The 25,476-nt window shown below is 50.0% G+C and carries 25 protein-coding genes; 12 read left to right on the top strand and 13 right to left on the bottom strand.

Annotation, left to right across the window (positions count from 1 at the left end):
- Positions 1–75: 75 nt before the first annotated feature.
- A complete protein-coding gene (gene yebT, locus FTE26_RS11230; RefSeq protein ID WP_001297532.1) occupies positions 76–2,709 on the bottom strand; it encodes a lipid-binding membrane homeostasis protein YebT in 2,634 nt (877 codons plus the stop codon).
- A complete protein-coding gene (yebS, locus tag FTE26_RS11225; RefSeq protein WP_001207283.1) occupies positions 2,678–3,961 on the bottom strand; it encodes a membrane integrity lipid transport subunit YebS in 1,284 nt (427 codons plus the stop codon). Before yebS ends, yebT begins: the two co-directional genes overlap by 32 nt.
- Before the next feature lie 129 nt (positions 3,962–4,090).
- Between yebS and msrC the strand changes: the two genes are divergently transcribed.
- The 4 genes from msrC (at position 4,091) to htpX (ending at position 8,524) form a co-directional block, all read left to right on the top strand.
- A complete protein-coding gene (gene msrC / locus FTE26_RS11220; protein ID WP_001043882.1) occupies positions 4,091–4,588 on the top strand; it encodes an L-methionine (R)-S-oxide reductase in 498 nt (165 codons plus the stop codon).
- A gap of 96 nt (positions 4,589–4,684) precedes the next feature.
- Positions 4,685–5,383 (top strand): RNA chaperone ProQ, encoded by a 699-nt coding sequence (gene proQ, locus FTE26_RS11215; RefSeq protein WP_000431370.1) that lies wholly within the window; start codon positions 4,685–4,687, stop codon positions 5,381–5,383.
- 19 nt (positions 5,384–5,402) lie between these two features.
- A complete protein-coding gene (prc, locus tag FTE26_RS11210; RefSeq protein WP_001055771.1) occupies positions 5,403–7,451 on the top strand; it encodes a carboxy terminal-processing peptidase in 2,049 nt (682 codons plus the stop codon).
- Positions 7,452–7,642: 191 nt separating this feature from the next.
- Positions 7,643–8,524, top strand: a complete 882-nt coding sequence (htpX, locus tag FTE26_RS11205) for a protease HtpX (RefSeq protein WP_000984517.1) — start codon at positions 7,643–7,645, stop codon at positions 8,522–8,524.
- Positions 8,525–8,569: 45 nt separating this feature from the next.
- On the opposite strand, the gene FTE26_RS11200 is transcribed toward htpX, so the two are convergent.
- Entirely contained in the window at positions 8,570–9,943 is a 1,374-nt protein-coding gene (locus FTE26_RS11200) for an MFS transporter (protein WP_001127216.1), read from the bottom strand.
- 176 nt (positions 9,944–10,119) lie between these two features.
- On the opposite strand from FTE26_RS11200, the gene kdgR reads away from it, so the two are divergent.
- Positions 10,120–10,911, top strand: a complete 792-nt coding sequence (gene kdgR, locus FTE26_RS11195; RefSeq protein ID WP_001262182.1) for a DNA-binding transcriptional regulator KdgR — start codon at positions 10,120–10,122, stop codon at positions 10,909–10,911.
- A 142-nt stretch (positions 10,912–11,053) separates the two neighbouring features.
- Here the strand turns inward: kdgR and FTE26_RS11190 are convergent, their stop codons facing one another.
- A complete protein-coding gene (locus FTE26_RS11190) occupies positions 11,054–11,293 on the bottom strand; it encodes a YobH family protein (RefSeq protein WP_001211011.1) in 240 nt (79 codons plus the stop codon).
- A gap of 158 nt (positions 11,294–11,451) precedes the next feature.
- On the opposite strand from FTE26_RS11190, the gene mgrB reads away from it, so the two are divergent.
- The 5 genes from mgrB (at position 11,452) to rlmA (ending at position 13,966) form a co-directional block, all read left to right on the top strand.
- Positions 11,452–11,595: a PhoP/PhoQ regulator MgrB gene (gene mgrB / locus FTE26_RS11185; RefSeq protein ID WP_000714550.1), complete on the top strand. Its 144-nt coding sequence runs from the start codon at positions 11,452–11,454 to the stop codon at positions 11,593–11,595.
- Positions 11,596–11,669: 74 nt separating this feature from the next.
- A complete protein-coding gene (locus tag FTE26_RS11180) occupies positions 11,670–11,957 on the top strand; it encodes a YebO family protein (protein WP_001006866.1) in 288 nt (95 codons plus the stop codon).
- A gap of 668 nt (positions 11,958–12,625) precedes the next feature.
- Positions 12,626–12,769 carry a DUF2627 domain-containing protein gene (locus tag FTE26_RS11175; RefSeq protein ID WP_001295496.1) on the top strand — a complete coding sequence of 48 codons (144 nt, stop codon included), beginning with the start codon at positions 12,626–12,628 and terminating at the stop codon, positions 12,767–12,769.
- A gap of 12 nt (positions 12,770–12,781) precedes the next feature.
- Positions 12,782–12,991: a transcription antiterminator/RNA stability regulator CspE gene (cspE, locus tag FTE26_RS11170; protein ID WP_001062678.1), complete on the top strand. Its 210-nt coding sequence runs from the start codon at positions 12,782–12,784 to the stop codon at positions 12,989–12,991.
- Positions 12,992–13,156: 165 nt separating this feature from the next.
- A complete protein-coding gene (gene rlmA, locus FTE26_RS11165) occupies positions 13,157–13,966 on the top strand; it encodes a 23S rRNA (guanine(745)-N(1))-methyltransferase (protein WP_000010116.1) in 810 nt (269 codons plus the stop codon).
- On the opposite strand, the gene mntP is transcribed toward rlmA, so the two are convergent.
- The 5 genes from mntP to manX form a co-directional block, all read right to left on the bottom strand.
- Entirely contained in the window at positions 13,963–14,529 is a 567-nt protein-coding gene (gene mntP, locus FTE26_RS11160; protein ID WP_001296134.1) for a manganese efflux pump MntP, read from the bottom strand. The two genes, rlmA and mntP, sit on opposite strands and share 4 nt — an antisense overlap.
- 428 nt (positions 14,530–14,957) lie before the next feature.
- Complete coding sequence (locus FTE26_RS11155; protein WP_000156251.1) at positions 14,958–15,416, bottom strand: DUF986 family protein; 459 nt, start codon at positions 15,414–15,416, stop codon at positions 14,958–14,960.
- Between the two features lie 54 nt (positions 15,417–15,470).
- Entirely contained in the window at positions 15,471–16,322 is an 852-nt protein-coding gene (gene manZ / locus FTE26_RS11150; protein ID WP_000228655.1) for a PTS mannose transporter subunit IID, read from the bottom strand.
- A gap of 12 nt (positions 16,323–16,334) precedes the next feature.
- The gene (manY, locus tag FTE26_RS11145; RefSeq protein ID WP_000406926.1) at positions 16,335–17,135 is read right to left on the bottom strand and encodes a PTS mannose transporter subunit IIC; all 801 of its coding nucleotides are present in this window, start codon (positions 17,133–17,135) and stop codon (positions 16,335–16,337) included.
- A gap of 62 nt (positions 17,136–17,197) precedes the next feature.
- On the bottom strand, positions 17,198–18,169 hold the full coding sequence (gene manX / locus FTE26_RS11140) for a PTS mannose transporter subunit IIAB (RefSeq protein WP_000150543.1): 972 nt from the start codon (positions 18,167–18,169) through the stop codon (positions 17,198–17,200).
- 316 nt (positions 18,170–18,485) lie between these two features.
- Between manX and FTE26_RS11135 the strand changes: the two genes are divergently transcribed.
- Together FTE26_RS11135 and yoaE are read left to right on the top strand one after the other, a co-directional pair.
- Complete coding sequence (locus tag FTE26_RS11135) at positions 18,486–18,644, top strand: protein YoaL (RefSeq protein ID WP_269212562.1); 159 nt, start codon at positions 18,486–18,488, stop codon at positions 18,642–18,644.
- Positions 18,632–20,188: a CNNM family cation transport protein YoaE gene (yoaE, locus tag FTE26_RS11130; protein WP_000394987.1), complete on the top strand. Its 1,557-nt coding sequence runs from the start codon at positions 18,632–18,634 to the stop codon at positions 20,186–20,188. The genes FTE26_RS11135 and yoaE overlap by 13 nt, the downstream gene beginning before the upstream one ends.
- Positions 20,189–20,191: 3 nt before the next feature.
- On the opposite strand, the gene FTE26_RS11125 is transcribed toward yoaE, so the two are convergent.
- The 4 genes from FTE26_RS11125 to pabB form a co-directional block, all read right to left on the bottom strand.
- Positions 20,192–21,790, bottom strand: coding sequence for an EAL domain-containing protein (locus FTE26_RS11125; protein WP_001295494.1), 1,599 nt, complete (start codon positions 21,788–21,790; stop codon positions 20,192–20,194).
- A gap of 130 nt (positions 21,791–21,920) precedes the next feature.
- The gene (sdaA, locus tag FTE26_RS11120; RefSeq protein ID WP_000624317.1) at positions 21,921–23,285 is read right to left on the bottom strand and encodes an L-serine ammonia-lyase; all 1,365 of its coding nucleotides are present in this window, start codon (positions 23,283–23,285) and stop codon (positions 21,921–21,923) included.
- A gap of 183 nt (positions 23,286–23,468) precedes the next feature.
- On the bottom strand, positions 23,469–24,047 hold the full coding sequence (locus FTE26_RS11115; RefSeq protein WP_000456725.1) for a CoA pyrophosphatase: 579 nt from the start codon (positions 24,045–24,047) through the stop codon (positions 23,469–23,471).
- Between the two features lie 3 nt (positions 24,048–24,050).
- Entirely contained in the window at positions 24,051–25,412 is a 1,362-nt protein-coding gene (gene pabB, locus FTE26_RS11110) for an aminodeoxychorismate synthase component 1 (RefSeq protein WP_000854972.1), read from the bottom strand.
- Positions 25,413–25,476 lie beyond the last annotated feature (64 nt).

The raw sequence follows: 25,476 nt of genomic DNA, 5'->3' as shown, positions 1-25,476 counted from the left end.
ATGTACCACTGGCAAAAAAACAGGCGCGCAGTTTAGCATAAACGCTCCGGCGCAGGCACGCCGGAGCAGTGGGCATTATTTGGGAAGCGCAGTTCCCCATTCACGCCACTCTTTCGGTTCACTTTCCTGCAACAGGAAGTGTTTGCCTTCCTGGGCTTTCGGTGCCAGTGGCGTACCCGGAGGCGTGGCGAAGGCGATGCCGCCACGGATAAACTGGTTAAAGGTGCCGGTTTTCACTACGCCGCCCGTCAGACCAAAGTCCAGACTGTAACCCGATGCCAACCAGAAGACGGAATTGTTACGCACCAGGTGTTGATAGCGTTTACTGATGCGCATCGCAATCATCACGCGATCTGACAATGTCCCCAGCGTCATTCCTGTAACCGTACCGACTTCCAGACCACGGAACAGCACAGGCGTACCAATACCTAACGAACCGGCTTCCGGCGCTTCAACAATAATGCTTAAGCCATCCAGGTAACGCGAATCAGTAATGGTGGCCTCTTGTAATTCAAAGTCGCGGCGAGGATTGCCCCGGCCTGGTTCGACGTTGATATACGGCTGGAGGATAGTATCAAGATGCTCAACGCCCGCGGCTGAAATTTGCGGTGTGACCACTGAGAAGCGCGTACCACCGCGAGCAAAGGTCTGGACATATTCCGGATAGAGCACCGCCTTTGCCTGTACTTCATTGCGCGCGGTAATCAGATCCAGCGTCTGGATTTGCCCGATATCAATACCGAGATAGCGAATTGGCATCCCGACCGCCAGTTTTCCGGCATCGAAAGCGTGAAGCGTAATCTGCCCACCAACCGCACGGGCCGCTGTTTCGGAAGCATACAGAATACGTTTGTCGCCTTTACGCTGACTGGCGCTGGCACCACTGAGGTTATCGAAGCTAATAGCCCCTTTTAATGCTCTGGAGAGCGGGGATGCCTGTACGGTCAGGCCACTACCATTCAGCTGAACTTTCGCCCCGCCTTCTGCCCAGAACACGCTATTGCTGGTCAGAAGGTTGCGATACTCCGGCTTAATATGCAGATCGATATCAAACGCGTTAGCTCGCGGACGCACGGTAATAACTTCACCAACTTCAAATTTACGGTACAGCACTACCGATCCTGCCTGCACATCCGGCAGCGTCTCTGCACTCAAACTCACGGTTGTGGTGGGTAAATCGCTAAGGCTGTTCTCCAGCGCTTTTTCCAGATTGGCATACAGTGGATAGCTGGCTTTCATCTCGCCTTTATCGCCCGGCAGAATACGTATCCCGCCGTTAATCCATTCTGAGGCGCTGGCACCGAGAAACTCAACGCCATCCAGCCCCACCTTCACGTCGACACGGCTGTTGACGACAAATTTGCTATCGCCTTTTACCAGTTCTCGATGCTGAGGCTCGATGGCGACGGTAAAGGTGACGCCTTTGCTGGTGAGTTTACGATCGATAACCTGGCCTACCTGCACGCCGTGAAGAATGAGCGGCTGACCAGCATCAATACCGTAACTTTCCGGCGCGGTCAGGGTCAGCGTCAGAACATCAGGTTCATGCAGCAGTGCTTTTTCGCCTGGCACAACAACGAACTCTTTGCGTGGCTCGCCATCGCCGGGTACCAACTCGAAGGTTTTGCCAGTCAGCAGGGCGCTGAGATTGGCATCGCTAAGGGATAATTTCGGATTACGTAATTCGATGCGGGTATTTTCACGAAGCAGGGTAACGACGCTGGGATCAACTGTCATTTCCCCAGTGACTTTACCACCAGGATTTAAATCCAGTTTAGTTAGCTGTCCGACTTCCAGTCCCTGATACATTAATGGCGTCGAGTCGGCGGTTAATCCTGCCCCACTCGGCAGTTCCAGTTTTATTATTACGCCACGCTGGCTGTGGGCCAGATCTTCATACAGACCAAAGGTATCTTCCGCCTCGGCAGGTTTCGACTCTTCAGGTGAATCGAAGGCAATCGCACCGTTAACCAGTGCCGCCAGACTTTCCAGTTTCACCTTCGCGCCACTGATACTGACATTGGCATCAACGCCGGAAACGTTCCAGAAACGGCTACCTTTTTTCACCAGATCGGTAAAACGCCGCTCGATCAGGACATCAATCACCACGCCTTGCTTGTTGGGATTGATGGCATAGTCGTAGACTTTTCCCACAGGGATCTTGCGGAAATAGACCAATGAACCGCTGTTCAGCGAACCGAGATCGGGGGCTTGCAGGTGGATCATCAGATCGCCATTGTCCAGTCGATATTTCGGTTGGGTATCGAGTGCGACAAAGTGATCCTGCTCTTTACCTTTACCTGGCATCATGCCGATATAGTTACCACCGACGAGGGCGTCCAGCCCGGAGACACCTGCCAACGATGCTTTTGGCGTCACCAGCCAGAACTGAGTCTCTTCGCGCAGCGCATCTTTCATATCGGACTTGATGCTGACCTTGACTTCAATCTTACGAAGATCGTCGCTGAGGCTGATATCCTGCACTGTTCCGACTTCAACGCCCTGATAACGAACAGGCGTACGGCCCGGGACAATACCATCCGCCGACATAAAGTCGATGGTGACGGTATTACCCCGGTCCTGATAACTGTCCCAAATCAGCCAACCGGCAATCATTAGCGCGATGAACGGCAGCAGCCAGAAAGGTGAGATACGGCGTTTATTTTTAATCTGCGCTTCAGTCGTCGAAGCGGGCGTTTCCTGACTCATGTGCATCCCAAAGTAAGCGGCTGTCCAGCCATTCCACAGCAAGAATAGTCAAAATTACCGCTGCGCCGAAATAAAACGCAGCCGGTCCCATAGTAAAAGCGAGGATCTGATCGCGATTAATCAGCGACATGGTTAAAGATATGACAAACAGGTCGAGCATCGACCAGCGACCAATCCAGGTCACCATCCGCAGTAACAGAATGCGTGTGCGTAAACCTTGCTGGCATTTAAAATGAATGCTCAACAGTAAAGTGAACATGACGATCACTTTAGTAAACGGTACCAGAATACTGGCGATAAACACGATTCCCGCAACCGCAATGTTGCTACTTGCCAGCGACATAATTCCGGAAAGAATTGTATCTTCCTGCCGTCCTCCGTTCAGATAAATGATAGAAATAGGCAACAGGTTGGCAGGTAACAACAAAACGATTGACGCTAACAGCGCCGCCCAGCATTTTTGCAAACTATGACGGCGACGCAGGCGTAGCGGGATATGGCAACGCGGGCAGCGACCACGCTGATCAGGATAGCCGGTAAAATGGCACCCAAGACAGACACGAAGTTTCTCGTCCCTACGCGTAGCGGGGCGCTGCGGATAAAATCGCTCCCACAGCTCCTCGACATTAAGATGTGACAACGTCACCGTCGTTAAAATCACCAACGCCACAAAAGAGAACAAGCCGACACCCGCCTGGATATGGGCATAATCCTGTACCTTTATAGAAGCAACGCCAATGCCGACCAGGTAGATATCCAGCATTACCCACTCTTTAAGTCGCTCAAGCATCAGCAGTACCGGACGTAAATTCATTCCCAGTCGGTTACCAAACCATAAATATGCTATGGAGGACACCAGAATGAGGGGGGCACCAATAACGCAGAAAAAGACCATCGCCCCCGTTATCGTATCGCCCTGTTTGGTCATTTGCCAGATGCCTTGCATGACGTTGGCGTCGATACGAATACCTAACAGCCAGATATGCAACAGCGGTTCGCCCCAGGCAAACGGCATCAGCAACAGCATGGTGAAAGCCATTGCCGCCAGGCGCGTTAGCGACCAGTCGCGCCCGTCGCGAATTTTTGCCTGACAGCGCGGACAATAGGCACTCTGATGAGAATTTATCTCGGGCAGGCTAAACAGCATGTCACATTGCGGGCAACGTTGGTAATCACCACGCGGCAGTTCCTCGCCGATTGCCCTCACTGTTATCTTTTTTGTCGGCGTAATTTGTGGTGTGTTAAGAGCCATGACGTGCCAAATGTAATAAGAATTAACATTAATATTAACCCATGATTGGAATGATCTTGAGCATTAACGCATTTAATGCTTATTTTAATAGGCTGGCAGTTCCAGGTAAGACAACCAAGTGATTATATAATGAACAAAACAGAATTTTACGCGGATTTAAATCGCGACTTTAACGCGCTGATGGCGGGAGAAACCAGTTTTCTGGCAACGCTTGCGAACACCAGTGCGTTGTTATACGAGCGTCTCACTGACGTAAACTGGGCAGGTTTTTATTTGCTTGAGGACGATACACTGGTACTAGGACCATTTCAGGGCAAAATTGCCTGTGTCCGGATACCCGTCGGGCGCGGGGTGTGCGGCACTGCGGTTGCCCGCAATCAAGTGCAGCGTATCGAGGATGTTCACGCGTTTGACGGGCATATTGCCTGTGATGCGGCGAGTAATTCTGAAATTGTTCTGCCGCTGGTGGTGAAAAATCAGATTATTGGTGTTCTTGACATCGATAGTACCGTCTTCGGTCGCTTTACAGACGAGGACGAGCAAGGCTTACGTCAGCTTGTGGCACAGCTTGAAAAAGTGCTTGCAACGACGGATTACAAAAAATTCTTTGCGAGCGTCGCAGGATAATCAACGGATAACGTAGCATTTACTGGTAGCGTCATTATAATGACGCCTGTTCATGCCTGCGCTTGTTGGCTACGTCCGTTGTAATCAGGAAATTTCATGGAAAATCAACCTAAGTTGAATAGCAGTAAAGAAGTAATCGCGTTTCTGGCCGAACGTTTTCCCCACTGTTTCAGTGCGGAAGGTGAAGCGCGTCCGCTGAAAATCGGTATTTTTCAGGATTTGGTCGATCGTGTTGCCGGGGAAATGAACCTGAGCAAAACGCAATTACGATCCGCTTTACGTCTCTACACTTCGAGCTGGCGTTATCTTTACGGTGTTAAACCCGGCGCAACGCGTGTCGATCTTGACGGCAACCCATGCGGTGAGCTGGACGAGCAACATGTAGAGCATGCTCGCAAGCAGCTTGAAGAAGCGAAAGCGCGTGTTCAGGCACAGCGTGCTGAACAGCAAGCGAAAAAACGCGAAGCTGCCGCAGCTGCTGGTGAGAAAGAAGACGCACCGCGCCGCGAACGCAAGCCACGTCCGACCACGCCACGCCGCAAAGAAGGCGCTGAACGTAAACCTCGTGCGCAAAAGCCGGTAGAGAAAGCGCCAAAAACAGTAAAAGCACCTCGCGAAGAACAGCACACCCCGGTTTCTGACATTTCAGCTCTGACTGTCGGACAAGCCCTGAAGGTGAAAGCGGGTCAAAACGCGATGGATGCCACCGTATTAGAAATCACCAAAGACGGCGTCCGCGTCCAGCTGAATTCGGGTATGTCTTTGATTGTGCGCGCAGAACACCTGGTGTTCTGAAACGGAGGCCGGGCCAGGCATGAACATGTTTTTTAGGCTTACCGCGTTAGCTGGCCTGCTTGCAATAGCAGGCCAGACCTTCGCTGTAGAAGATATCACGCGTGCTGATCAAATTCCGGTATTAAAGGAAGAGACGCAGCATGCGACGGTAAGTGAGCGCGTAACGTCGCGCTTCACCCGTTCTCATTATCGTCAGTTCGACCTCGATCAGGCATTTTCGGCCAAAATCTTTGACCGCTACCTGAATCTGCTCGATTACAGCCACAACGTGCTGCTGGCAAGCGATGTTGAACAGTTCGCGAAAAAGAAAAGCGAGTTAGGCGATGAACTGCGTTCAGGCAAACTCGACGTTTTCTACGATCTCTACAATCTGGCGCAAAAGCGCCGTTTTGAGCGTTACCAGTACGCTTTGTCGGTACTGGAAAAGCCGATGGATTTCACCGGCAACGACACTTATAACCTTGACCGCAGCAAAGCGCCCTGGCCGAAAAACGAGGCTGAGTTGAACGCGCTGTGGGACAGTAAAGTCAAATTCGACGAGTTAAGCCTGAAGCTGGCAGGAAAAACGGATAAAGAAATTCGTGAAACCCTGACACGCCGCTACAAATTTGCCATTCGTCGTCTGGCGCAAACCAACAGCGAAGATGTTTTCTCGCTGGCAATGACGGCGTTTGCGCGTGAAATCGACCCGCATACCAACTATCTTTCCCCGCGTAATACCGAACAGTTCAACACTGAAATGAGTTTGTCGCTGGAAGGTATTGGCGCAGTGCTGCAAATGGATGATGACTACACCGTTATCAATTCGATGGTGGCAGGTGGTCCGGCAGCGAAGAGTAAAGCTATCAGTGTTGGTGACAAAATTGTCGGTGTTGGTCAAACAGGCAAGCCGATGGTTGACGTGATTGGCTGGCGTCTTGATGATGTGGTTGCCTTAATTAAAGGGCCGAAGGGCAGTAAAGTTCGTCTGGAAATTTTACCTGCTGGTAAAGGGACCAAGACCCGCACTGTAACATTGACCCGTGAACGTATTCGTCTCGAAGACCGCGCGGTTAAAATGTCGGTGAAGACCGTCGGTAAAGAGAAAGTCGGCGTGCTGGATATTCCGGGCTTCTATGTGGGTTTGACAGACGATGTCAAAGTTCAACTGCAGAAACTGGAAAAACAGAATGTCAGCAGTGTGATCATCGACCTGCGTAGCAATGGCGGTGGGGCGCTGACCGAAGCGGTATCGCTCTCAGGTCTGTTTATTCCTGCGGGTCCCATTGTTCAGGTCCGCGATAACAACGGCAAGGTTCGTGAAGACAGCGATACCGACGGGCAGGTGTTCTATAAAGGCCCGCTGGTGGTACTGGTTGACCGTTTCAGTGCTTCGGCTTCAGAAATCTTTGCCGCGGCAATGCAGGATTACGGTCGTGCGCTGGTTGTGGGTGAACCGACGTTTGGTAAAGGCACCGTTCAGCAATACCGTTCATTGAACCGTATTTACGATCAGATGTTACGTCCTGAATGGCCAGCGCTGGGTTCTGTGCAGTACACGATCCAGAAATTCTATCGCGTTAACGGCGGCAGTACGCAACGTAAAGGCGTAACGCCAGACATCATCATGCCGACGGGTAATGAAGAAACGGAAACGGGTGAGAAATTCGAAGATAACGCGCTGCCGTGGGATAGCATTGATGCTGCGACTTATGTGAAATCAGGCGATTTAACGGCCTTTGAACCGGAGCTACTGAAGGAACATAATGCGCGTATCGCGAAAGATCCTGAGTTCCAGAACATCATGAAGGATATCGCGCGCTTCAACGCTATGAAGGACAAGCGCAATATCGTTTCTCTGAATTACGCTGTGCGTGAGAAAGAGAATAATGAAGATGATGCGACGCGTCTGGCGCGTTTGAACGAACGCTTTAAACGCGAAGGTAAACCGGAGTTGAAGAAGCTGGATGATCTACCAAAAGATTACCAGGAGCCGGATCCTTATCTGGATGAGACGGTGAATATCGCACTCGATCTGGCGAAGCTTGAAAAAGCCAGACCCGCGGAACAACCCGCTCCCGTCAAGTAATATCAAGCAGGCACAAGAAATTGTGCCTGATTTTTTAACAGCGGCAAGATGCCGTAAATCAGATGCTACAAAATGTAAAGTTGTGTCTTTCTGGTGACTTACGCACTATCCAGACTTGAAAATAGTCGCGTAACCCATACGATGTGGGTATCGCATATTGCGTTTTGTTAAACTGAGGTAAAAAGAAAATTATGATGCGAATCGCGCTCTTCCTGCTAACGAACCTGGCCGTAATGGTCGTTTTCGGGCTGGTACTGAGCCTGACAGGGATACAGTCGAGCAGCGTTCAGGGGCTGATGATCATGGCCTTGCTGTTCGGTTTTGGTGGTTCCTTCGTTTCGCTTCTGATGTCCAAATGGATGGCATTACGATCTGTTGGCGGGGAAGTGATCGAGCAACCGCGTAACGAAAGGGAACGTTGGCTGGTTAATACTGTAGCAACCCAGGCTCGTCAGGCAGGGATCGCTATGCCGCAAGTGGCTATCTACCATGCGCCGGACATCAACGCTTTTGCAACCGGTGCGCGCCGTGATGCCTCTCTGGTTGCTGTCAGCACCGGTTTGCTGCAGAACATGAGCCCGGATGAAGCCGAGGCGGTAATTGCTCACGAAATCAGCCACATCGCCAATGGTGATATGGTCACCATGACGCTGATTCAGGGCGTGGTGAACACCTTCGTTATCTTTATTTCCCGTATTCTGGCGCAGCTTGCCGCGGGTTTTATGGGCGGAAATCGTGATGAAGGTGAAGAGAGCAACGGCAACCCGCTGATCTACTTTGCGGTTGCAACGGTTCTGGAACTGGTGTTTGGTATTCTGGCGAGCATTATCACCATGTGGTTCTCGCGTCATCGTGAATTCCATGCTGATGCCGGTTCGGCAAAACTGGTTGGTCGCGAGAAAATGATTGCCGCGCTGCAGCGCCTGAAAACCAGCTATGAACCGCAAGAAGCAACCAGCATGATGGCTTTCTGCATTAACGGTAAGTCGAAATCGCTCAGTGAGTTGTTCATGACTCACCCGCCGCTGGATAAACGAATTGAAGCTCTGCGTACGGGTGAATACCTGAAGTAATATGAAGTAAATACTAAAAAGCGCGTTCTGATCGACGCGCTTTTTTTATGCCCTGGATCGTGGCTGAGTGATACGTAAACCACTCACACAGGCAGCAATCACTGCCAGAATAGCCGCAGCCATCAGCGAAACGTGCGTACCATTATCACCGAACTGATTTAGCATCAGCGCCACCAGTGCCGCGCCGCTACTCTGACCCAGTAGACGAGCCGTTCCTAACATGCCACTGGCTCCACCGCTACGTTCGCGAGGAGCGGAGGTAATAATGGTGTGGTTATTGGGTGACTGGAACAAGCCAAATCCAGCGCCACATAAGATCATCGGCCAGATAATATTGATATCCGCAGGTGACGCGGGCAGCAGAACCAGGGAAAAAAGCCCCGCAGCCATGATGAACAACCCTAGAGCACCCAGCAATCCTGCATGTACGCGTTCAATCAAATAGCCTGCCAACGGAGCCATCACCATCGTTGCTAACGGCCACGGTGTCAGAAGTAAACCTGTTTCGACTTCACTACGCCCGAGCACGGTTTGCAGGTAAAAGGGCAGGGAAACCATTGCCAGCATTTGTGCGCAGAAAGAGCAAACAGATGTGCAAATAGAAAGTGAAAACAGCGGGATACGCAGTAAATCCACCGGTAGCAGCGGTACGGGAAGAGAAAGCTGGCGGCGAATAAAGAAAATACCAACAACAACCATTACCACCAGTTCCGCAGCAATTAACGTCAGCGATTGCCCCTGAGCGAAACCACTCAACGCAGTGATAAGCAGGCCGAAGGTTAACGCGTTCATCACGGCGCTGGGCAGGTCGAAACGGGGTTTACTGGCGCGAGAACCATTGGGTGGCAGAAAACGCATCGCCAGAAGCAGGGCGATAATACCTAACGGTACGTTGATTAAAAATAACCATTTCCAGGATGCGATGGAGAGGATTGCTGCAGCAATTGTCGGCCCGGCAGCAGAAGAGACGGCAACAATAAACGAGTTTATGCCCATCCCTCTCCCCAGAAAACGTTGTGGATAGATCAGGCGGATAAGTGCGGTATTAACGCTCATCAACGCTGCACCGCCGAAACCTTGTATGACACGCGCAAGGGTGAGCATTTGCAGCGAATCAGAAAGGGCGCAGAACAGTGAAGACAACAGAAAAACGACCAGACCGCATTTATAAATACGTCGATAGCCAAACATATCGCCCAGAAACGAAAACGAGAGCAGGGAGATGACAATGGCGATTTGATAGGCGTTCACTACCCAGATGGAACTGGCTGGCGTGGCATGAAGGTCCGTGGCGATTGTTGGCAGGGCGACGTTGGCGATTGCGCCGTCAAGGACAGCCATCGAAATACCAATCACAATGGTTAATATCGCACCGTATCGCTGGGGCAATGGCAGGCCGTCGGCCTGAACTTTTGGCATAGGAATTTTATATCTTTGGTGAATAATCAACAGGGGTATGATTCTAGCACTGATATTCACGGTGGATGTCGCAGAATTGTAACTAACCGGCAAAAGATGGATTGCGACCACCCTGGTGCGAAATTATAATAAAAAACAGTTCTGATTTTTATAAAACACTCGCAATGAGGTGATAAATGGCTAACGCAGATCTGGATAAACAGCCTGATTCTGTATCTTCCGTGCTAAAAGTTTTTGGCATTTTGCAGGCGCTGGGTGAAGAGCGCGAAATAGGGATAACCGAGCTGTCGCAGCGCGTCATGATGTCAAAAAGCACCGTTTATCGCTTTTTACAGACCATGAAAACCTTAGGTTATGTGGCGCAGGAAGGGGAGTCGGAGAAATATTCCCTGACCCTGAAATTGTTTGAACTGGGCGCTCGCGCGTTACAAAACGTCGATTTAATTCGTAGCGCAGATATCCAGATGCGTGAGATCTCCCGCCTGACCAAAGAAACTATCCACCTCGGCGCACTGGACGAAGACAGTATTGTTTACATTCACAAAATTGACTCTATGTACAATTTGCGCATGTATTCACGGATTGGGCGTCGTAATCCGCTGTACAGCACCGCGATTGGTAAGGTACTGCTGGCATGGCGCGATCGCGATGAAGTGAAGCAAATTCTTGAGGGCGTGGAGTATAAACGCAGTACCGAGCGGACCATCACCAGTACAGAAGCGTTATTACCCGTTCTGGACCAGGTGCGCGAGCAGGGGTATGGCGAAGATAACGAAGAGCAGGAAGAAGGGCTGCGATGCATTGCGGTACCGGTATTTGATCGTTTTGGCGTGGTCATTGCCGGTTTGAGCATCTCCTTCCCGACGTTGCGTTTCTCTGAAGAGCGTTTACAGGAATATGTCGCAATGTTGCATACCGCAGCGCGCAAAATTTCTGCCCAAATGGGTTATCACGACTATCCGTTCTGATGAGAGTAAGAACCTGTCGGAATATCAAACAGACAGGTTCTTTATTTAGCATGAGAAAAATAAAGTTGAAGGTGCGTTATATTAAACGCGCTTGCTATAAGAATATTTTACTCATGAGTGAGAATCTGGTTATTTATTACCCTTAACCATTATCGACCACGATATTGCTTTTACGTAACAGTGGGCAATCTGTTATCCCCAAGAAACCACTTTTAGTGTGCAAGTATTGTACCGTGCTGGTGCCTCTGGCAGTCAGATAGGTACATTGCAAACCTAATCCTGCGGCATTCTCTTTGCTTCCAATCAAAACGCCATATCCGCTGAGTAATAATCCTATCCATACCAGTGCTATCAGCATAACTGTGCGAATGATGAATCGCATTACAACCTCTTCTCTTTTTATGTTCGCTTAATCGTAGCGGCAATATGCGCTGAAGCAAGCTACTCATTCCGAAAAAGCACGAATATCGACATAGTTAGGCGCTGTTTAACTAACGCATGCTAGTTTAATGACATAAGGTAGGTGAAGCGGAGATTGGAGTGAAAAAGTTTCGATGGGTCGTTCTGGTTGTCGTGGTGTTGGCTTGCTTGCTGCTTTGGGCGCAGGTATTCAACATGATGTGCGATCAGGATGTACAATTTTTCAGCGGAATTTGTGCCATTAACCAGTTTATCCCGTGGTGATATCATTTTTTCAGCACTAGATTTTCTTCCTCTCCAGCAGTGGTAGAATAGCGCCTCTACTCAGAGGTGGTGAAATGAACGAAGTTGTAAATTCAGGCGTGATGAACATTGCGTCTTTGGTTGTATCGGTGGTGGTTCTTCTTATCGGGCTCATCTTGTGGTTTTTTATCAATCGTGCCAGTTCTCGGACTAACGAACAGATTGAACTGCTTGAGGCGTTGCTGGATCAGCAAAAACGTCAAAATGCACTGTTACGTCGTTTGTGCGAAGCAAACGAACCTGAGAAAGCAGATAAAAAGACCGTTGAGAGTCAAAAATCGGTTGAAGACGAAGATATTATTCGTCTGGTCGCCGAACGATAATCCTTCCTCAATCTTGAGTAACCCCGTCGTTGAAGGGTTACTCAATTCATCCTGATTATACGCACTGCCATGGTGCAACTGCTTCAAATTAAAACTCTGGTCTGACTTCAAATAATTATCATATTATTTATTTGCGTAACGGGATATCAGAAAAAGATATTTTCCTCATTAATTTATTAGGATGTTTACATCGGATTTGTGATTAAGCGTGGTATTATTTATTAGCGAAACGTTTCTCTCTTGATTTTTTGCTCATTCATCAATTTTTCTTATTTTAAGTTTTCAATCCCTTTGGGGATTGACTTCTCTTTAGGGTAATTGATAGCCGTTAACTGACTGTTTTATGAGAAAAAGTGATATAACTTTTTATTCATTGCATAGCAAAAAATGTGATATTGCACGCACTATGTAATAACTTCTCCCACTGGCCTGGAACAACTGAACTTATTGAACTATGTTAGAAACTACGCCAGTTTAAGTATCTGCCTGAACTGGCAAGGTTAAGCACAATGATATATCGGCGCGTATTCCGTTGCATAAGTGTGCAAAAAAAGTGGAAGACGTATCGAGATTTGTGCGTCTGATCGAGACATGTTTAAAAATGGCTTGCCATAATTAACGTTGTATGTGATAACAGATTTCGGGTTAAACGAGGTACAGTTCTGTTTATGTGTGGCATTTTCAGTAAAGAAGTCCTGAGTAAACACGTTGACGTTGAATACCGCTTCTCTGCCGAGCCTTATATTGGTGCCTCATGCAGTAATGTGTCAGTTTTATCTATGTTATGCCTGCGGGCGAAGAAAACAATCTAAGGAATTTTTCAAATGGCAAAGATTAAAGGTCAGGTTAAGTGGTTCAACGAGTCTAAAGGTTTTGGCTTCATTACTCCGGCTGATGGCAGCAAAGACGTGTTCGTACACTTCTCCGCTATCCAGGGTAATGGCTTCAAAACTCTGGCTGAAGGTCAGAACGTTGAGTTCGAAATTCAGGACGGCCAGAAAGGTCCGGCAGCTGTTAACGTAACAGCTATCTGATCGAATCCACTGATCTGAAGTGTGAATACGCTTCAATCTCGCTATAAAGCCTCGTCGAATGCGAGGCTTTTTACTATGCTTTATCTTCGCTCCTGGCGTTCGGATATTTGCCCGCCGCGTGATTCGCGTTACACTTGCGGCCTTTAGTATCCTGCCGGAGTTGTCATGTCTTTTTCCTGTCCACTTTGCCATCAGCCTCTTTCGCGTGAAAAAAACAGCTATATCTGTCCCCAGCGACATCAGTTTGATATGGCGAAAGAAGGGTATGTCAATCTGCTGCCCGTTCAGCATAAACGGTCTCGTGATCCGGGCGACAGCGCGGAAATGATGCAAGCACGCCGCGCATTCTTAGATGCCGGACATTATCAGCCGCTGCGTGATGCAATTGTCGCCCAACTGAGGGAACGGCTTGATGATAAGGCCACGGCGGTGCTGGATATTGGCTGTGGTGAAGGGTATTACACACACGCATTTGCCGATGCGTTGCCCGAAATCACCACGTTTGGTCTGGATGTTTCGAAGGTAGCGATAAAAGCGGCGGCGAAACGCTATCCGCAGGTCACTTTTTGTGTCGCTTCCAGCCACCGTTTGCCGTTTTCCGATACCAGTATGGACGCCATAATACGTATTTACGCGCCGTGTAAAGCAGAAGAATTAGCACGAGTAGTGAAGCCCGGCGGCTGGGTCATTACTGCCACGCCGGGACCGCGACATTTGATGGAGCTGAAGGGGCTGATTTACAATGAAGTACATCTTCATGCACCTCATGCAGAACAACTGGAAGGTTTTACATTACAGCAGAGTGATGAGTTGTGTTATCCGATGCGTCTTCGCGGTGATGAAGCCGTCGCATTATTGCAGATGACGCCGTTTGCCTGGCGTGCGAAGCCAGAAGTCTGGCAAACACTGGCAGCAAAAGAAGTGTTCGACTGCCAGACGGACTTTAATATTCACCTCTGGCAGCGTTCTTATTAACCGTGGAAGTGCGTCCAGAGGATCTGGACGCCGATGCCGATCAGCACCAGCCCGCCGAGAATTTCCGCTTTTTTCCCAATAATTGAGCCGATAAAGCGACCAACCATCATCCCTAATGTCGACATAATCAAGGTTGCACAACCAATGGCCAATGCGGTCGCGATAATGTTGACCTGCAGGAAAGCAAGACCAACACCCACAGCCATGGCATCCAGGCTGGTGGCAATCGCGGTGGTTACCAGTAGCCAGAAACCGTGCCGACGGCGCGGCTCTTCATCTTCATCATCTGCGCCACGAAAACCCTCAATAATCATTCGCCCGCCGAGGAATATCAGCAGCACAAACGCAATCCAGTGGTTCCATTCAAGGACAAACCGGCTGGCTAACATGCCCATTCCCCAGCCGATCAGCGGCGTCAGGGTTTCGACGGCACCAAAAATAAGGCCGGTTCGCAATGCTTCAGAAAATTTCGGTTTATGGAGGGTGGCACCTTTACCGATTGATGCAGCAAATGCATCCATCGACATACCAAACGCAAGAAGAACAGTAGCAGTGATATTCATGACAATGTCCTGACCGGGGTATCCATAAAACACATCATCGCCCCCAGCAAACATGCATACATGAACAACAAGCCGTGATGGTTTTCGCGTTCATGCAGGCATAGCGATTGATGTGCATATGGTCTCGCCTGACTGAAAGTATTCAGTCCGTACGTGCCACGTTTTGCAACGAGTATGTTGACACGTACATTTCCGGAATCTGGAAATCGGCTACTCCCCAAATGAGGGCGCAACCTTAACATATTTTGAGAATATAAAACAACTGTTGGAATATATTATTTCATTGCTTTATTGATAACGATTTTCATTTATATTTATATATCAATGAAACGTTAAAATAAATAACAAATAAGGGAAGAGGTAATATAGCCTAAGCTATGTCTGATTATTAAAAATACACTAAACATAGCTTTGGCTAAATTCATAACTTATTGAGTTGAAACGAGAAGCTTATAAATTTTTTCCAGATCGTCGATATTTCGAACGCGGATTAACAGCCGACGGTGTTCTAATTGCATCACCAACACGCCATCTTCCGACAAGTTCATCGCTTTGATTCGGCTATATTCAATCCAGACATTGGCGAAGAAAAAACCTTTTTGTTTAAAGATGATCTTCGGAACGCGGATCCAGAATATATAAAAACCCATCAGAGCCAGTGCGCTTAATAACCATGTCGTTATTAACGCACCATGATTCGTGACGTTGTTATAGATAAGAATGACAATCAATCCGACGAAGATAACGCTATCGATGCGACCACGCCGGAGCAAAGGAATTGCCAGCAGGGTGGGGCCGTTACGGCGGGGCATGATGAACTGATCGTAGATCGCGAAGGCCAGGAGTGCGGCGATGAAAAGAATCAGTACCAGGTCCGTGATTGTCATTAATCCTCCAGATAAAAAAACGGGGCCAAAAGGCCCCGGTAGTGTACAACAGTCTTACAGTCCCAGCAGGCCGCAAGCGTAACCAGCGATACCGATGACGAAGAAGCCAACGATGATCCACAGCGGGTTAACTTTTTTGCGCAGTAGCCACATACAAGCAAAGGTCAGCAGCAGTGGTACCAGGCCTGGCATTAACTGGTCCAGAATAGTCTGGACAGTAGTAACGTGTTCTTTGCCCGTCTGGTCAGTAATGCGAGAGACAACCAGCGGAATGTTGACATGTGTCCACTTGTTAACCAATGCCCCCATGACAAACAGGCCGAGGATAGACGCCCCTTCCGTCAGTTTTTGCAGGAAGCCACCACCCATATCTTTAACGATATCGATACCTTTGGAGTAACCATACGCTACGCCGTAGTAACGGGTTGCCAGACGCACCAGGTTAAACAGGATGAAGAACAGCAGCGGACCTAACAGGCTGCCGCTCATCGCGATACCGGCACCCAGTGCTGCAAATACCGGACGTACGGTTCCCCAGAAGATCGGGTCGCCTACACCAGCCAGCGGCCCCATCAAACCGACTTTGATACCGTTGATAGCACCGTCGTCGATCTCTGCGCCATTAGCACGCTGTTCTTCCAGCGCCAGGGTTACGCCGAGAATCGGCGCAGCCACGAACGGCTGGGTGTTAAAGAACTCCAGGTGACGGCGAATAGCTTGTTTACGAGCTTCGTTGTTCTCAGGGTAGAGGCGACGAATTGCCGGTACCATAGAGAAGCAGAAACCCAGTGCCTGCATACGTTCGAAGTTCCATGAACCCTGGAAGAGGTTAGAACGCAGGAAGACGCCACGAATATCACTTTGAGTGAGTTTTTTCTCGGTGGTAGTTTGAGTTGTATCAACCATTTCGCTCACCTGTTAGTCCAGTTCGTTATCGAGATCGTTGTTACCAGCTGCCTGAGCAGGCGCACCGGCTACGCGGTTGTATTTCGGGCTAAGTTGGATGTAGAGCACTGCCATAACAGTACCAATCACACCCAGAGCAACCAGGTTAAAGTTGGTGAATGCTGCGGTTACGAAGCCGAGGTAGAAGAACGGCATCAGGTAGCCAGCACGCATCATGTTGATAACCATCGCATAACCAACCACCACGATCATGCCACCGGCGATATTCAGACCATTGGTCACCACTTCCGGAATCGCATTCAGCATGTTCTGTACTTCGCTGGTACCAACAGACAGCGCAACGATGACGGCCGGAATAGCCACACGCATTGCTTGCAGGAACAGAGAAGAAACGTGGATCCAGGAAATCGCTGTCAGGTTGCCGTTATCAGCAGCCTTATCCGCAGCGTGCTGGAAAGCAACGGTAATAGTACGAACGATGATGGTCAGTACCTGGCCCGCAGCGGCCAGAGGGATTGCCAGTGCGATACCTGCACCAATGCTCTGATGACCTGCGATAACCAGAATGGTAGAAATGATAGAAGCCAGAGCGGCGTCAGGCGCAACTGCAGCACCGATGTTCATCCAGCCCAGCGCGATCATTTCCAGCGTACCACCGATAATAATACCGGTTTTCATATCCCCAAGAACGATACCCACCAGGGTACACGCGATTAGCGGACGGTGAAACTGAAATTCATCGAGGATTGATCCCATACCTGCGATACAGGCTACGATAAATACCAGCACAATTTGAAGAGTGGTAATCTCCATTGTACTTCTCCTGTTTACGTAAGACTTAAGTGTGAAAACTGAGTGATAATCAACACAATACGTTACTTATCGATTTTGCTGATCAGATCCATCATTTTCAGTTTCGGATCGGTGGAAACCTTACGGACTTCCAGCTCAATACCGCGCGCATTCAGTTTCTTGAACGCCTCGATATCTTTTTCATCAACCGAAACCGCGTTATTCACCTGGGTTTTACCCTGACGGAATGCCATACCACCGACGTTAACAGAGGTGATTTTCACGCCGCCTTCAACGAGACGCTCTACATCTGTTGGGTTGGTAAATAACAGCATTACGCGTTCGCCAGCATATTTCGGGTTGTTGTAGACGCGAATCATTTTGGCAACATCAACTACGTGTGCTGTTACGCCCGGAGGTGCAACCTGGGTGAGCAGTGTCTTACGAACGGTATCCGCAGCCACTTCATCACTAACAACAATAATACGGGAGACATTGGTTTCTTTGGTCCAGCGGGTGGCGACCTGACCGTGAATCAGACGGTCGTCGATACGCGCAAGGCCAATAACCATGTAGTCGTTTGGCCCCATTGGTTTTGCCGGAGTTGGAGCCGCTTTTGGTGCTGCGGCAGCGGGTGCTGGCGCGGCTTTTTCAACCGGTTTGGCTTTCAGAGCTTTCACGCCTTCACGGCCTGTTTCTACTGCCAGTGCCACCAGTTCATCAAAGCTTGGGTCATCATCACGGGCCATTAACGTTTCCACGAGCATTGGAATGTTAACGCCTGCAATGACTTCATAATGCTCTTTGTCGACGACAATGCGGCTGGCAGCATTGAACGGGCTGCCTCCCCATGTATCAACGAGAAACAGCACGCCTTTAGTGGTGTCGAGTTTTGCCAACTGAGCGTTGTACTTTTCAATCAGCGTTTCGGCATTTTCACCTGGAACGAAATCGATCCAGCCGACGTTTTCCTGCTCGCCTAACAGCATTTCTGCCGTTTTAAGCAACTGCTCTGCAGCCCAACCATGTGTGCCTATAACAATAGCAATGGTCACTTGCTACCTCCTTTATTATCGTTAACACCTCAACGTGCCAGATGTATTTTTGAATCGTCGTCCACAATCGAATCGATTCAGATAAGGGCTACAACCAAAAACCCCTGCGTTTCGCGATTTATTTTAGATATCGAAAAAATTATTTTATGTGATGAAGATCCGTAATTTAACTTTCGATTAGCAGAAATTTCGAAAGGTAAAATATCCTTGTCACATTCGTTTGCAAAGGAAGGTAAATCTTTGCCAAATCAGAGGCGTCTCTGATATGTTTAACTCCCGTTTAACAACCATGGAGTATAGGGCAGTAGCCCGCAGTATGGATCGTCACCGACGTCATTTCAGCATCAGGCCTTTTAACGCCTGCCTTTCTGGCTCTCTATGCCGCACCTTTCGTTTGCATTTTGTCGTTACGCCTGCATTATTTCTGGCGTCGAATAGCTATTCCTTAAGCAGGAGCTTGTCATGGAATTCTTAATGGACCCCTCAATTTGGGCGGGGCTACTCACGCTTGTTGTTCTCGAAATTGTGCTGGGTATCGATAACCTGGTCTTCATCGCCATTCTTGCTGACAAACTGCCGCCAAAACAACGCGATAAAGCGCGTTTGCTGGGGTTATCACTGGCGCTGATTATGCGTCTGGGGCTGCTGTCGCTGATTTCATGGATGGTCACGCTGACCAAACCGCTATTTACCGTCATGGATTTCTCCTTCTCCGGACGCGACCTGATTATGTTGTTCGGGGGGATATTCTTGCTGTTCAAAGCAACAACCGAACTGCATGAACGGCTGGAAAACCGCGATCATGATTCCGGCCACGGTAAAGGCTACGCCAGTTTCTGGGTGGTCGTCACACAGATTGTCATCCTTGACGCCGTCTTCTCGTTGGATGCGGTAATTACTGCAGTAGGGATGGTTAACCATCTGCCGGTGATGATGGCGGCGGTAGTGATTGCGATGGCGGTTATGTTGCTGGCATCCAAACCGCTGACGCGATTCGTTAACCAGCACCCCACGGTGGTGGTGCTCTGTCTGAGCTTCCTGTTAATGATTGGTCTGAGTCTGGTGGCAGAAGGTTTCGGTTTCCACATTCCGAAAGGTTACCTGTATGCCGCGATTGGCTTCTCGATCATCATCGAAGTGTTTAACCAGATTGCGCGTCGCAACTTTATTCGTCACCAGTCGACTTTGCCGCTGCGAGCGCGTACTGCCGATGCCATCCTGCGTTTGATGGGCGGGAAACGTCAGGCCAATGTTCAGCACGATGCCGATAACCCGATGCCGATGCCGATCCCGGAAGGTGCATTTGCCGAAGAAGAACGTTACATGATTAACGGCGTACTGACGCTGGCGTCGCGTTCTCTGCGCGGGATCATGACGCCGCGCGGTGAAATAAGCTGGGTTGACGCTAATCTCGGGGTCGATGAAATCCGCGAGCAGCTGCTCTCCTCACCGCACAGCCTGTTCCCGGTATGTCGCGGTGAACTGGATGAAATCATCGGAATCGTACGTGCTAAAGAACTGCTGGTGGCGCTGGAAGAGGGCGTTGATGTGGCGGCGATTGCTTCGGCGTCTCCGGCGATTATCGTCCCGGAAACCCTCGATCCGATCAACCTGCTGGGCGTGCTGCGTCGCGCTCGCGGGAGCTTTGTTATCGTGACCAACGAGTTTGGTGTGGTACAAGGCTTGGTCACGCCGCTGGATGTGCTGGAAGCCATTGCGGGTGAATTCCCGGACGCTGACGAAACGCCGGAAATCACTACCGATGGTGACGGCTGGCTGGTAAAAGGCGGTACAGATTTGCATGCCTTGCAGCAGGCGCTTGATGTTGAGCACCTTGCCGATGACGATGATATCGCGACGGTCGCGGGCCTGGTGATCTCGGCAAATGGTCACATTCCCCGTGTGGGCGATGTGATTGATGTAGGGCCACTGCATATCACCATCATTGAAGCCAATGATTATCGTGTTGATCTGGTTCGCATTGTTAAAGAGCAACCGGCGCACGATGAAGATGAGTAAGCGTTAACGTAACGGCATAATGGGCGTGATATGTCCATTATGCCGGGCGGGCGGCGGTTGGCTGCCCGCCAGCCATTTGGGAAAATCACGTAGCGGCATCGGCTGTGCGTACAAATACCCTTGCAAAATATGCACGCCATGACGGCGCAAATACTTCGCCTGTTCTTGCGTTTCCACGCCCTCCGCCACCAGTTCAATATTCAGTCTTTGCCCCAGCGCGATGATGATATCGGTCACCGTCGAGTTAACCGCGTCAGAACCTATAGCTGCGGTAAATGACTTATCAATTTTCAGCACGTCAGGACGTAATGTTTCAAGCCAGGAAAATGAACTGTTGCCGGTGCCGAAGTCATCAATCGCCAGTTTGACGTTTTTACGATGTAGCTCGCGGGCAATCCGATAATCAACATCCAGTAAGGCATCGCGTTCGGTGATTTCGAGGATCAGTTGCTGAATCGGGTGAGCGCTAAACCAGTACTGATTGAGATCTTTTATCAGCACACCACGGCGAAAATGGCTGGGTGCGACGTTAATGCCAACATGAAACTGACTACTCATCGGGAAAACATGGCGCTGACGAATGGTTTCTGCCATCACATAGCGGGTCAGTGGCACAATTAAATGATGTTCTTCCGCGATAGGAATAAACACATCCGGTGAAATCCAGCCCTGACGCGGATTGTTCCAGCGCAGCAAAATCTCTACACCAATACATTGCTGGCTGCGCGCATTAAGCAAAGGCTGACAGAACAATTCGAACTCATGTTGCGCCAGGCCCAGATTGATTTCGCGGGAAAAGCTCATCCGGTAAGCGGTCGCCAGCCAGGCGATGTAGCCCACCAGTAAACTTAGCAGCACCGCCAGCGGTAATTGTGTTGGAAGATAGTGCCATGCCAGCGCCGTAGCCCCCGGACCATTAACGTTAATGGTAAAAGGAAAGCGTTGCGAAGAAACCTGATAGTTTTCATTGTCTTCAGGTTGCGGAAGGGAATCTACCAGCCCATTACCATAGAGCAAATGCCGTTTGTCCACCGTCAGGCTGGCGCTACTGATTTGCGGCAGTTGTGGCTCAAGGAGCATTGCCGTCAGTAAGTCGATGTTAATCATCTCCATGACCCCAGCATTGCTACTGCCCGCTGCAGGCGTCCATTGAATCAAAACCGGACTGCCTTTAATCAGGGCACGGTCGATCGTCAGGCGTAAAAGTGGTTGCGGTGCAGGAAGTTCAGCCAGAATGTCCACGACGGGCACATTGCGATAACCAAAAATGCTGGAGCAATAGAGTGTGCCGTCTTGCACCAGGCCAATGGATCGCACAGTTTGGAGTTTTGCCGCCTGTTTACGTAATGGCAAATGGGCGACAGAGCAGGGCAGACCAATCAGCGGAAGCAAGACTTCGCTACCTGCCTGTAGGGGAAGCAGTACTTTATCTAATTCCTCTACAGCGTGATTGGCGAATTGTACTACCCGTTGTTGATTTAAGTTACGCTGTGAAATAAATCGCACGCTCAGGGTCGAAGCGAGCGTAACGAGTGCGCAAATCGTACAAACAATCATTCGATTACGGCGATAGGTTTTAATGATCCGTTGTGCTTTTTGCATGCGGGCCACCCTGTAAGCGTATGGCGACAAACGCCTGACGCAACAGTGGAAGTGTAGTGGGGAATATTACAGCAGACGAGAAAGCGGGTATAAATTCGCCCATCCGTTGCAGATGGGCGAGTAAGAAGTATTAGTCACACTGGACTTTGATTGCCAGACCACCGCGTGAGGTTTCGCGGTATTTGGCGTTCATGTCCTTACCGGTTTCGTACATCGTTTCGATGACCTTATCCAGCGAGACGCGCGGTGCACTGGTGCGGCGCAGAGCCATCCGTGCGGCGTTAATCGCCTTCACAGAGGCAATGGCATTACGCTCAATGCACGGCACCTGAACCTGCCCTGCAACCGGGTCGCAGGTTAAACCAAGGTTGTGTTCCATGCCAATTTCCGCCGCCACGCAAACCTGTTCCGGGCTACCGCCCAGCAGTTCTGTAAGACCCGCAGCAGCCATTGAACAGGCAACACCCACTTCGCCCTGGCAACCAACTTCCGCACCGGAAATAGAGGCGTTCATTTTATACAATGCACCAATCGCGCCCGCTGCCATAAAGTAACGGGTATAGATGTCCGGGCTGACCGATTCAATAAAGTGGTCATAGTAAGCCAGCACTGCCGGAACGATACCGCAGGCACCGTTGGTTGGCGCAGTTACCACACGACCACCGGCGGCGTTTTCTTCGTTAACTGCCAGCGCAAACATGTTTACCCAGTCAATGACATTCATCGGATCGTTAGACAGTTTATCGCTGGAAACTAACATCCGGCGCAGGGCAGACGCACGACGTGGCACGCGCAGCGGGCCTGGCAGTACACCTTCGGTGTTCATCCCGCGATCGATACATGCCTGCATGGTTTGCCAGACATGCGCGAAATACTCGTCGATCTCTTTCTTGCTGTGCAGCGCCAGTTCGTTCTGCATAGCGAGACCAGACAGCGAATAGCCGGTTTCATTACAGTACGCGAGCAGTTCGGTGGCAGATTTGAACGGATACGGCACGCTCACTTCGTTGGCAGCATCCTGACCAAAGTGTTCTTCATCGACGATAAAACCGCCGCCGATGGAATAATAAGTTTTGCTGTAGACGACTTCATCGCCGTTATAGGCGTGGATTTGCATACCGTTTTCATGCAGCGGCAGGTTGCCGTTATGAAAACGCATCCCGTTGTCGCGCGGGAAATCCACTTCATGCCGTCCCTGTGCCAGCAGCAGACGTTCGCGCTCTTCTACGTCGCGAGTAAAACCGGGAATACTGTCGATATCCACGGTGGCAGGTTCGTTACCTGCAAGACCCATAATAATGGCGATATCGGTGTGGTGGCCTTTACCCGTCAGCGACAGTGAACCATAAACGTCCACGGCAACGCGAGTAACGCTATCCAGTAAGCCTTTTTCGACCAGATCATCGACGAACTGTTTACCCGCCTTCATAGGCCCTACGGTATGGGAAGATGAGGGACCAATCCCCACCTTAAACATGTCGAATAGACTAATCACGATAATACTCCTGACAAGGTGACTGGACTTCCAGTAACGAACTAATAACAGCGCATAGTGTAAGAGGGAACGCGGCGACTGGCTTAACTATTCACATGAATTAAACTAATCAAAAACCGCGATTTAACTAATATTGCGATGATTGTCTCAAGTAGTGTTTTGTAGATGTAAAGATAAGTATAGTCAGGGTTTCACACCAATTTGCAGCGCCAGCTCACGAATTATGCCTGCGGTCATTCCCCATACAAAATACTGTTCGTACCAGGACAGCCATACCCGATGTGAATCGCCACGGCGGTAGATATCTAAAGGGTGATAACGACCCAGATGTAATGCCTGGGCGAGCGGCATTTCAAACACCGCCGAGACTTCATCTTCACTGGCGCGATACGGCAGATCGGGCGGGATAATGCCGACCACTGGGGTTACCTGATAGCCAGTTACGCTATCGACGGGCGGCAGCACGCCGATAACTTCAACGGCGGAAGGCGGTATAGCGACCTCTTCTTCAGCTTCGCGCAGCGCGGCGGCGATAACTGATGCGTCCGTGTCATCGACTGCACCTCCAGGGAATGCCACTTGTCCAGCGTGTTTACGCAGATGAATTGAACGCTGAGTCAGCAACAACCCCGGTTGCGGTCGACGGACGATGGGGATTAACACGGCAGCCTGACGATGATTTAGGGTTTCCCGGTTAATTTGCGGGCGCAAAAGTTGAAAGCGAGATAAAAAATCATCAAGCGTCAGGCTACGGTATTCCACGTCTTACTTCTCCAGTTGGCGTAATATCTTATTAACTTTATCAAAAGTTTCCTGATATTCCGCTTCTTCCTGGCTATCGGCGACAATTCCACCGCCCGCAGAGCAGTATATTTGTCCGTTAATGGCAGTCAGCGTGCGGATAGTAATGCTGGTATCCATGTTGCCGCAAAAGCTCAAATAGCCAATGCTGCCGCACCAGGCATTACGTCGCTGCGGTTCCAGTTCGTCGATAATTTCCATAGCCCGTACTTTCGGAGCCCCGGTTATTGAGCCACCAGGAAAAGCTGCGCGCAGCAGATCGCTGGCGTGTAACTGTTCTGGTAGTCGCGCCGTTATAGTGCTGACCAGATGATGCACGGCAGGGAAGGGTTCCACCACGAACAGCTCTGGTACTTTTACCGAACCGGCTACGGCAACACGACCGATATCATTACGCATTAAATCGACAATCATCAGATTTTCGGCACGATCTTTCGCTGAGTTCGCCAGTTTTTCTGCTTGTTTGCTATCTTCCTGAGGATCGGGCAGGCGTGGTAGCGTGCCTTTAATCGGGCGGGTCTGGATTTCACTATTATCACAAAGAATAAACCGCTCTGGCGAAAGGCTTAAAATTGCACCCTGTTCAAGACGTAAAAAAGCGCTAAATGGCGCGCGGTTGGCCTGATTAAGCTGAAGGAATGCCTGCCATTCATCGCCAGAATAGGTCGCATGAAAACGCTGGGCGAGATTCACCTGATAGCAATCACCGCTGTGCAGATATTCCTGTACCTGGCGAAATTTTTCGCCGTACTGCTCGCGGGTCATATTGGATTGCCAGTCGGAAGTGAGCGTGAAATCTTCCTGCGGCGAGAATTGCTGGCTTTCCAGCCAGGCCCGACGGGCATTGACATCATTATGACTCAGCAAAGAAACTGTATGACGCTGGTGGTCGACAATGAGCGCCCAATCGTAGATACCCACTGCCATATCCGGCAGAACGATATCTTGTTCCGCAATTTCTGGCAGTGACTCAAAACGGCGGCCCAGATCGTAGCCAAACAACCCCAGTGCGCCGCCCTGAAATGGCAAATCTTCGTTATGCGTTGGGCGAATGTCTGCGCGATCCAGCACCTGCTGGAGCACCTGTAGCGGGTCATCAGTGGTCGTTGTGCGTTTTTCGCTTTCACTAACAACGGTTTCTTTACCGAAAGTGGTTAAAGTGCAAATCGGATCGGCGACCACAATATCAAAGCGGCTATACGGATGATCGGCATAGCCGGAGTGTAAAAGCATCGCCCACGGCAGGTGGCTTAAGCGGGAGAAATAAAATTCAGCGGCGTCCTGACGCCAGGGTAAAGTAATCACAGCGGGAGATAACGTCTTCATCAGTCCTGACTCTACTGGCTATGTGCCGGGTAGCATGAAATAATTAGCGCCAACAATTTAGCAG

Source organism: Escherichia sp. S10b (genome assembly GCF_028421345.1).
GTDB lineage: Bacteria > Pseudomonadota > Gammaproteobacteria > Enterobacterales > Enterobacteriaceae > ECMA0423.
Note: the sequence above shows the minus strand (reverse complement) of the source record. Positions and strands in the feature narration are given on the sequence as shown.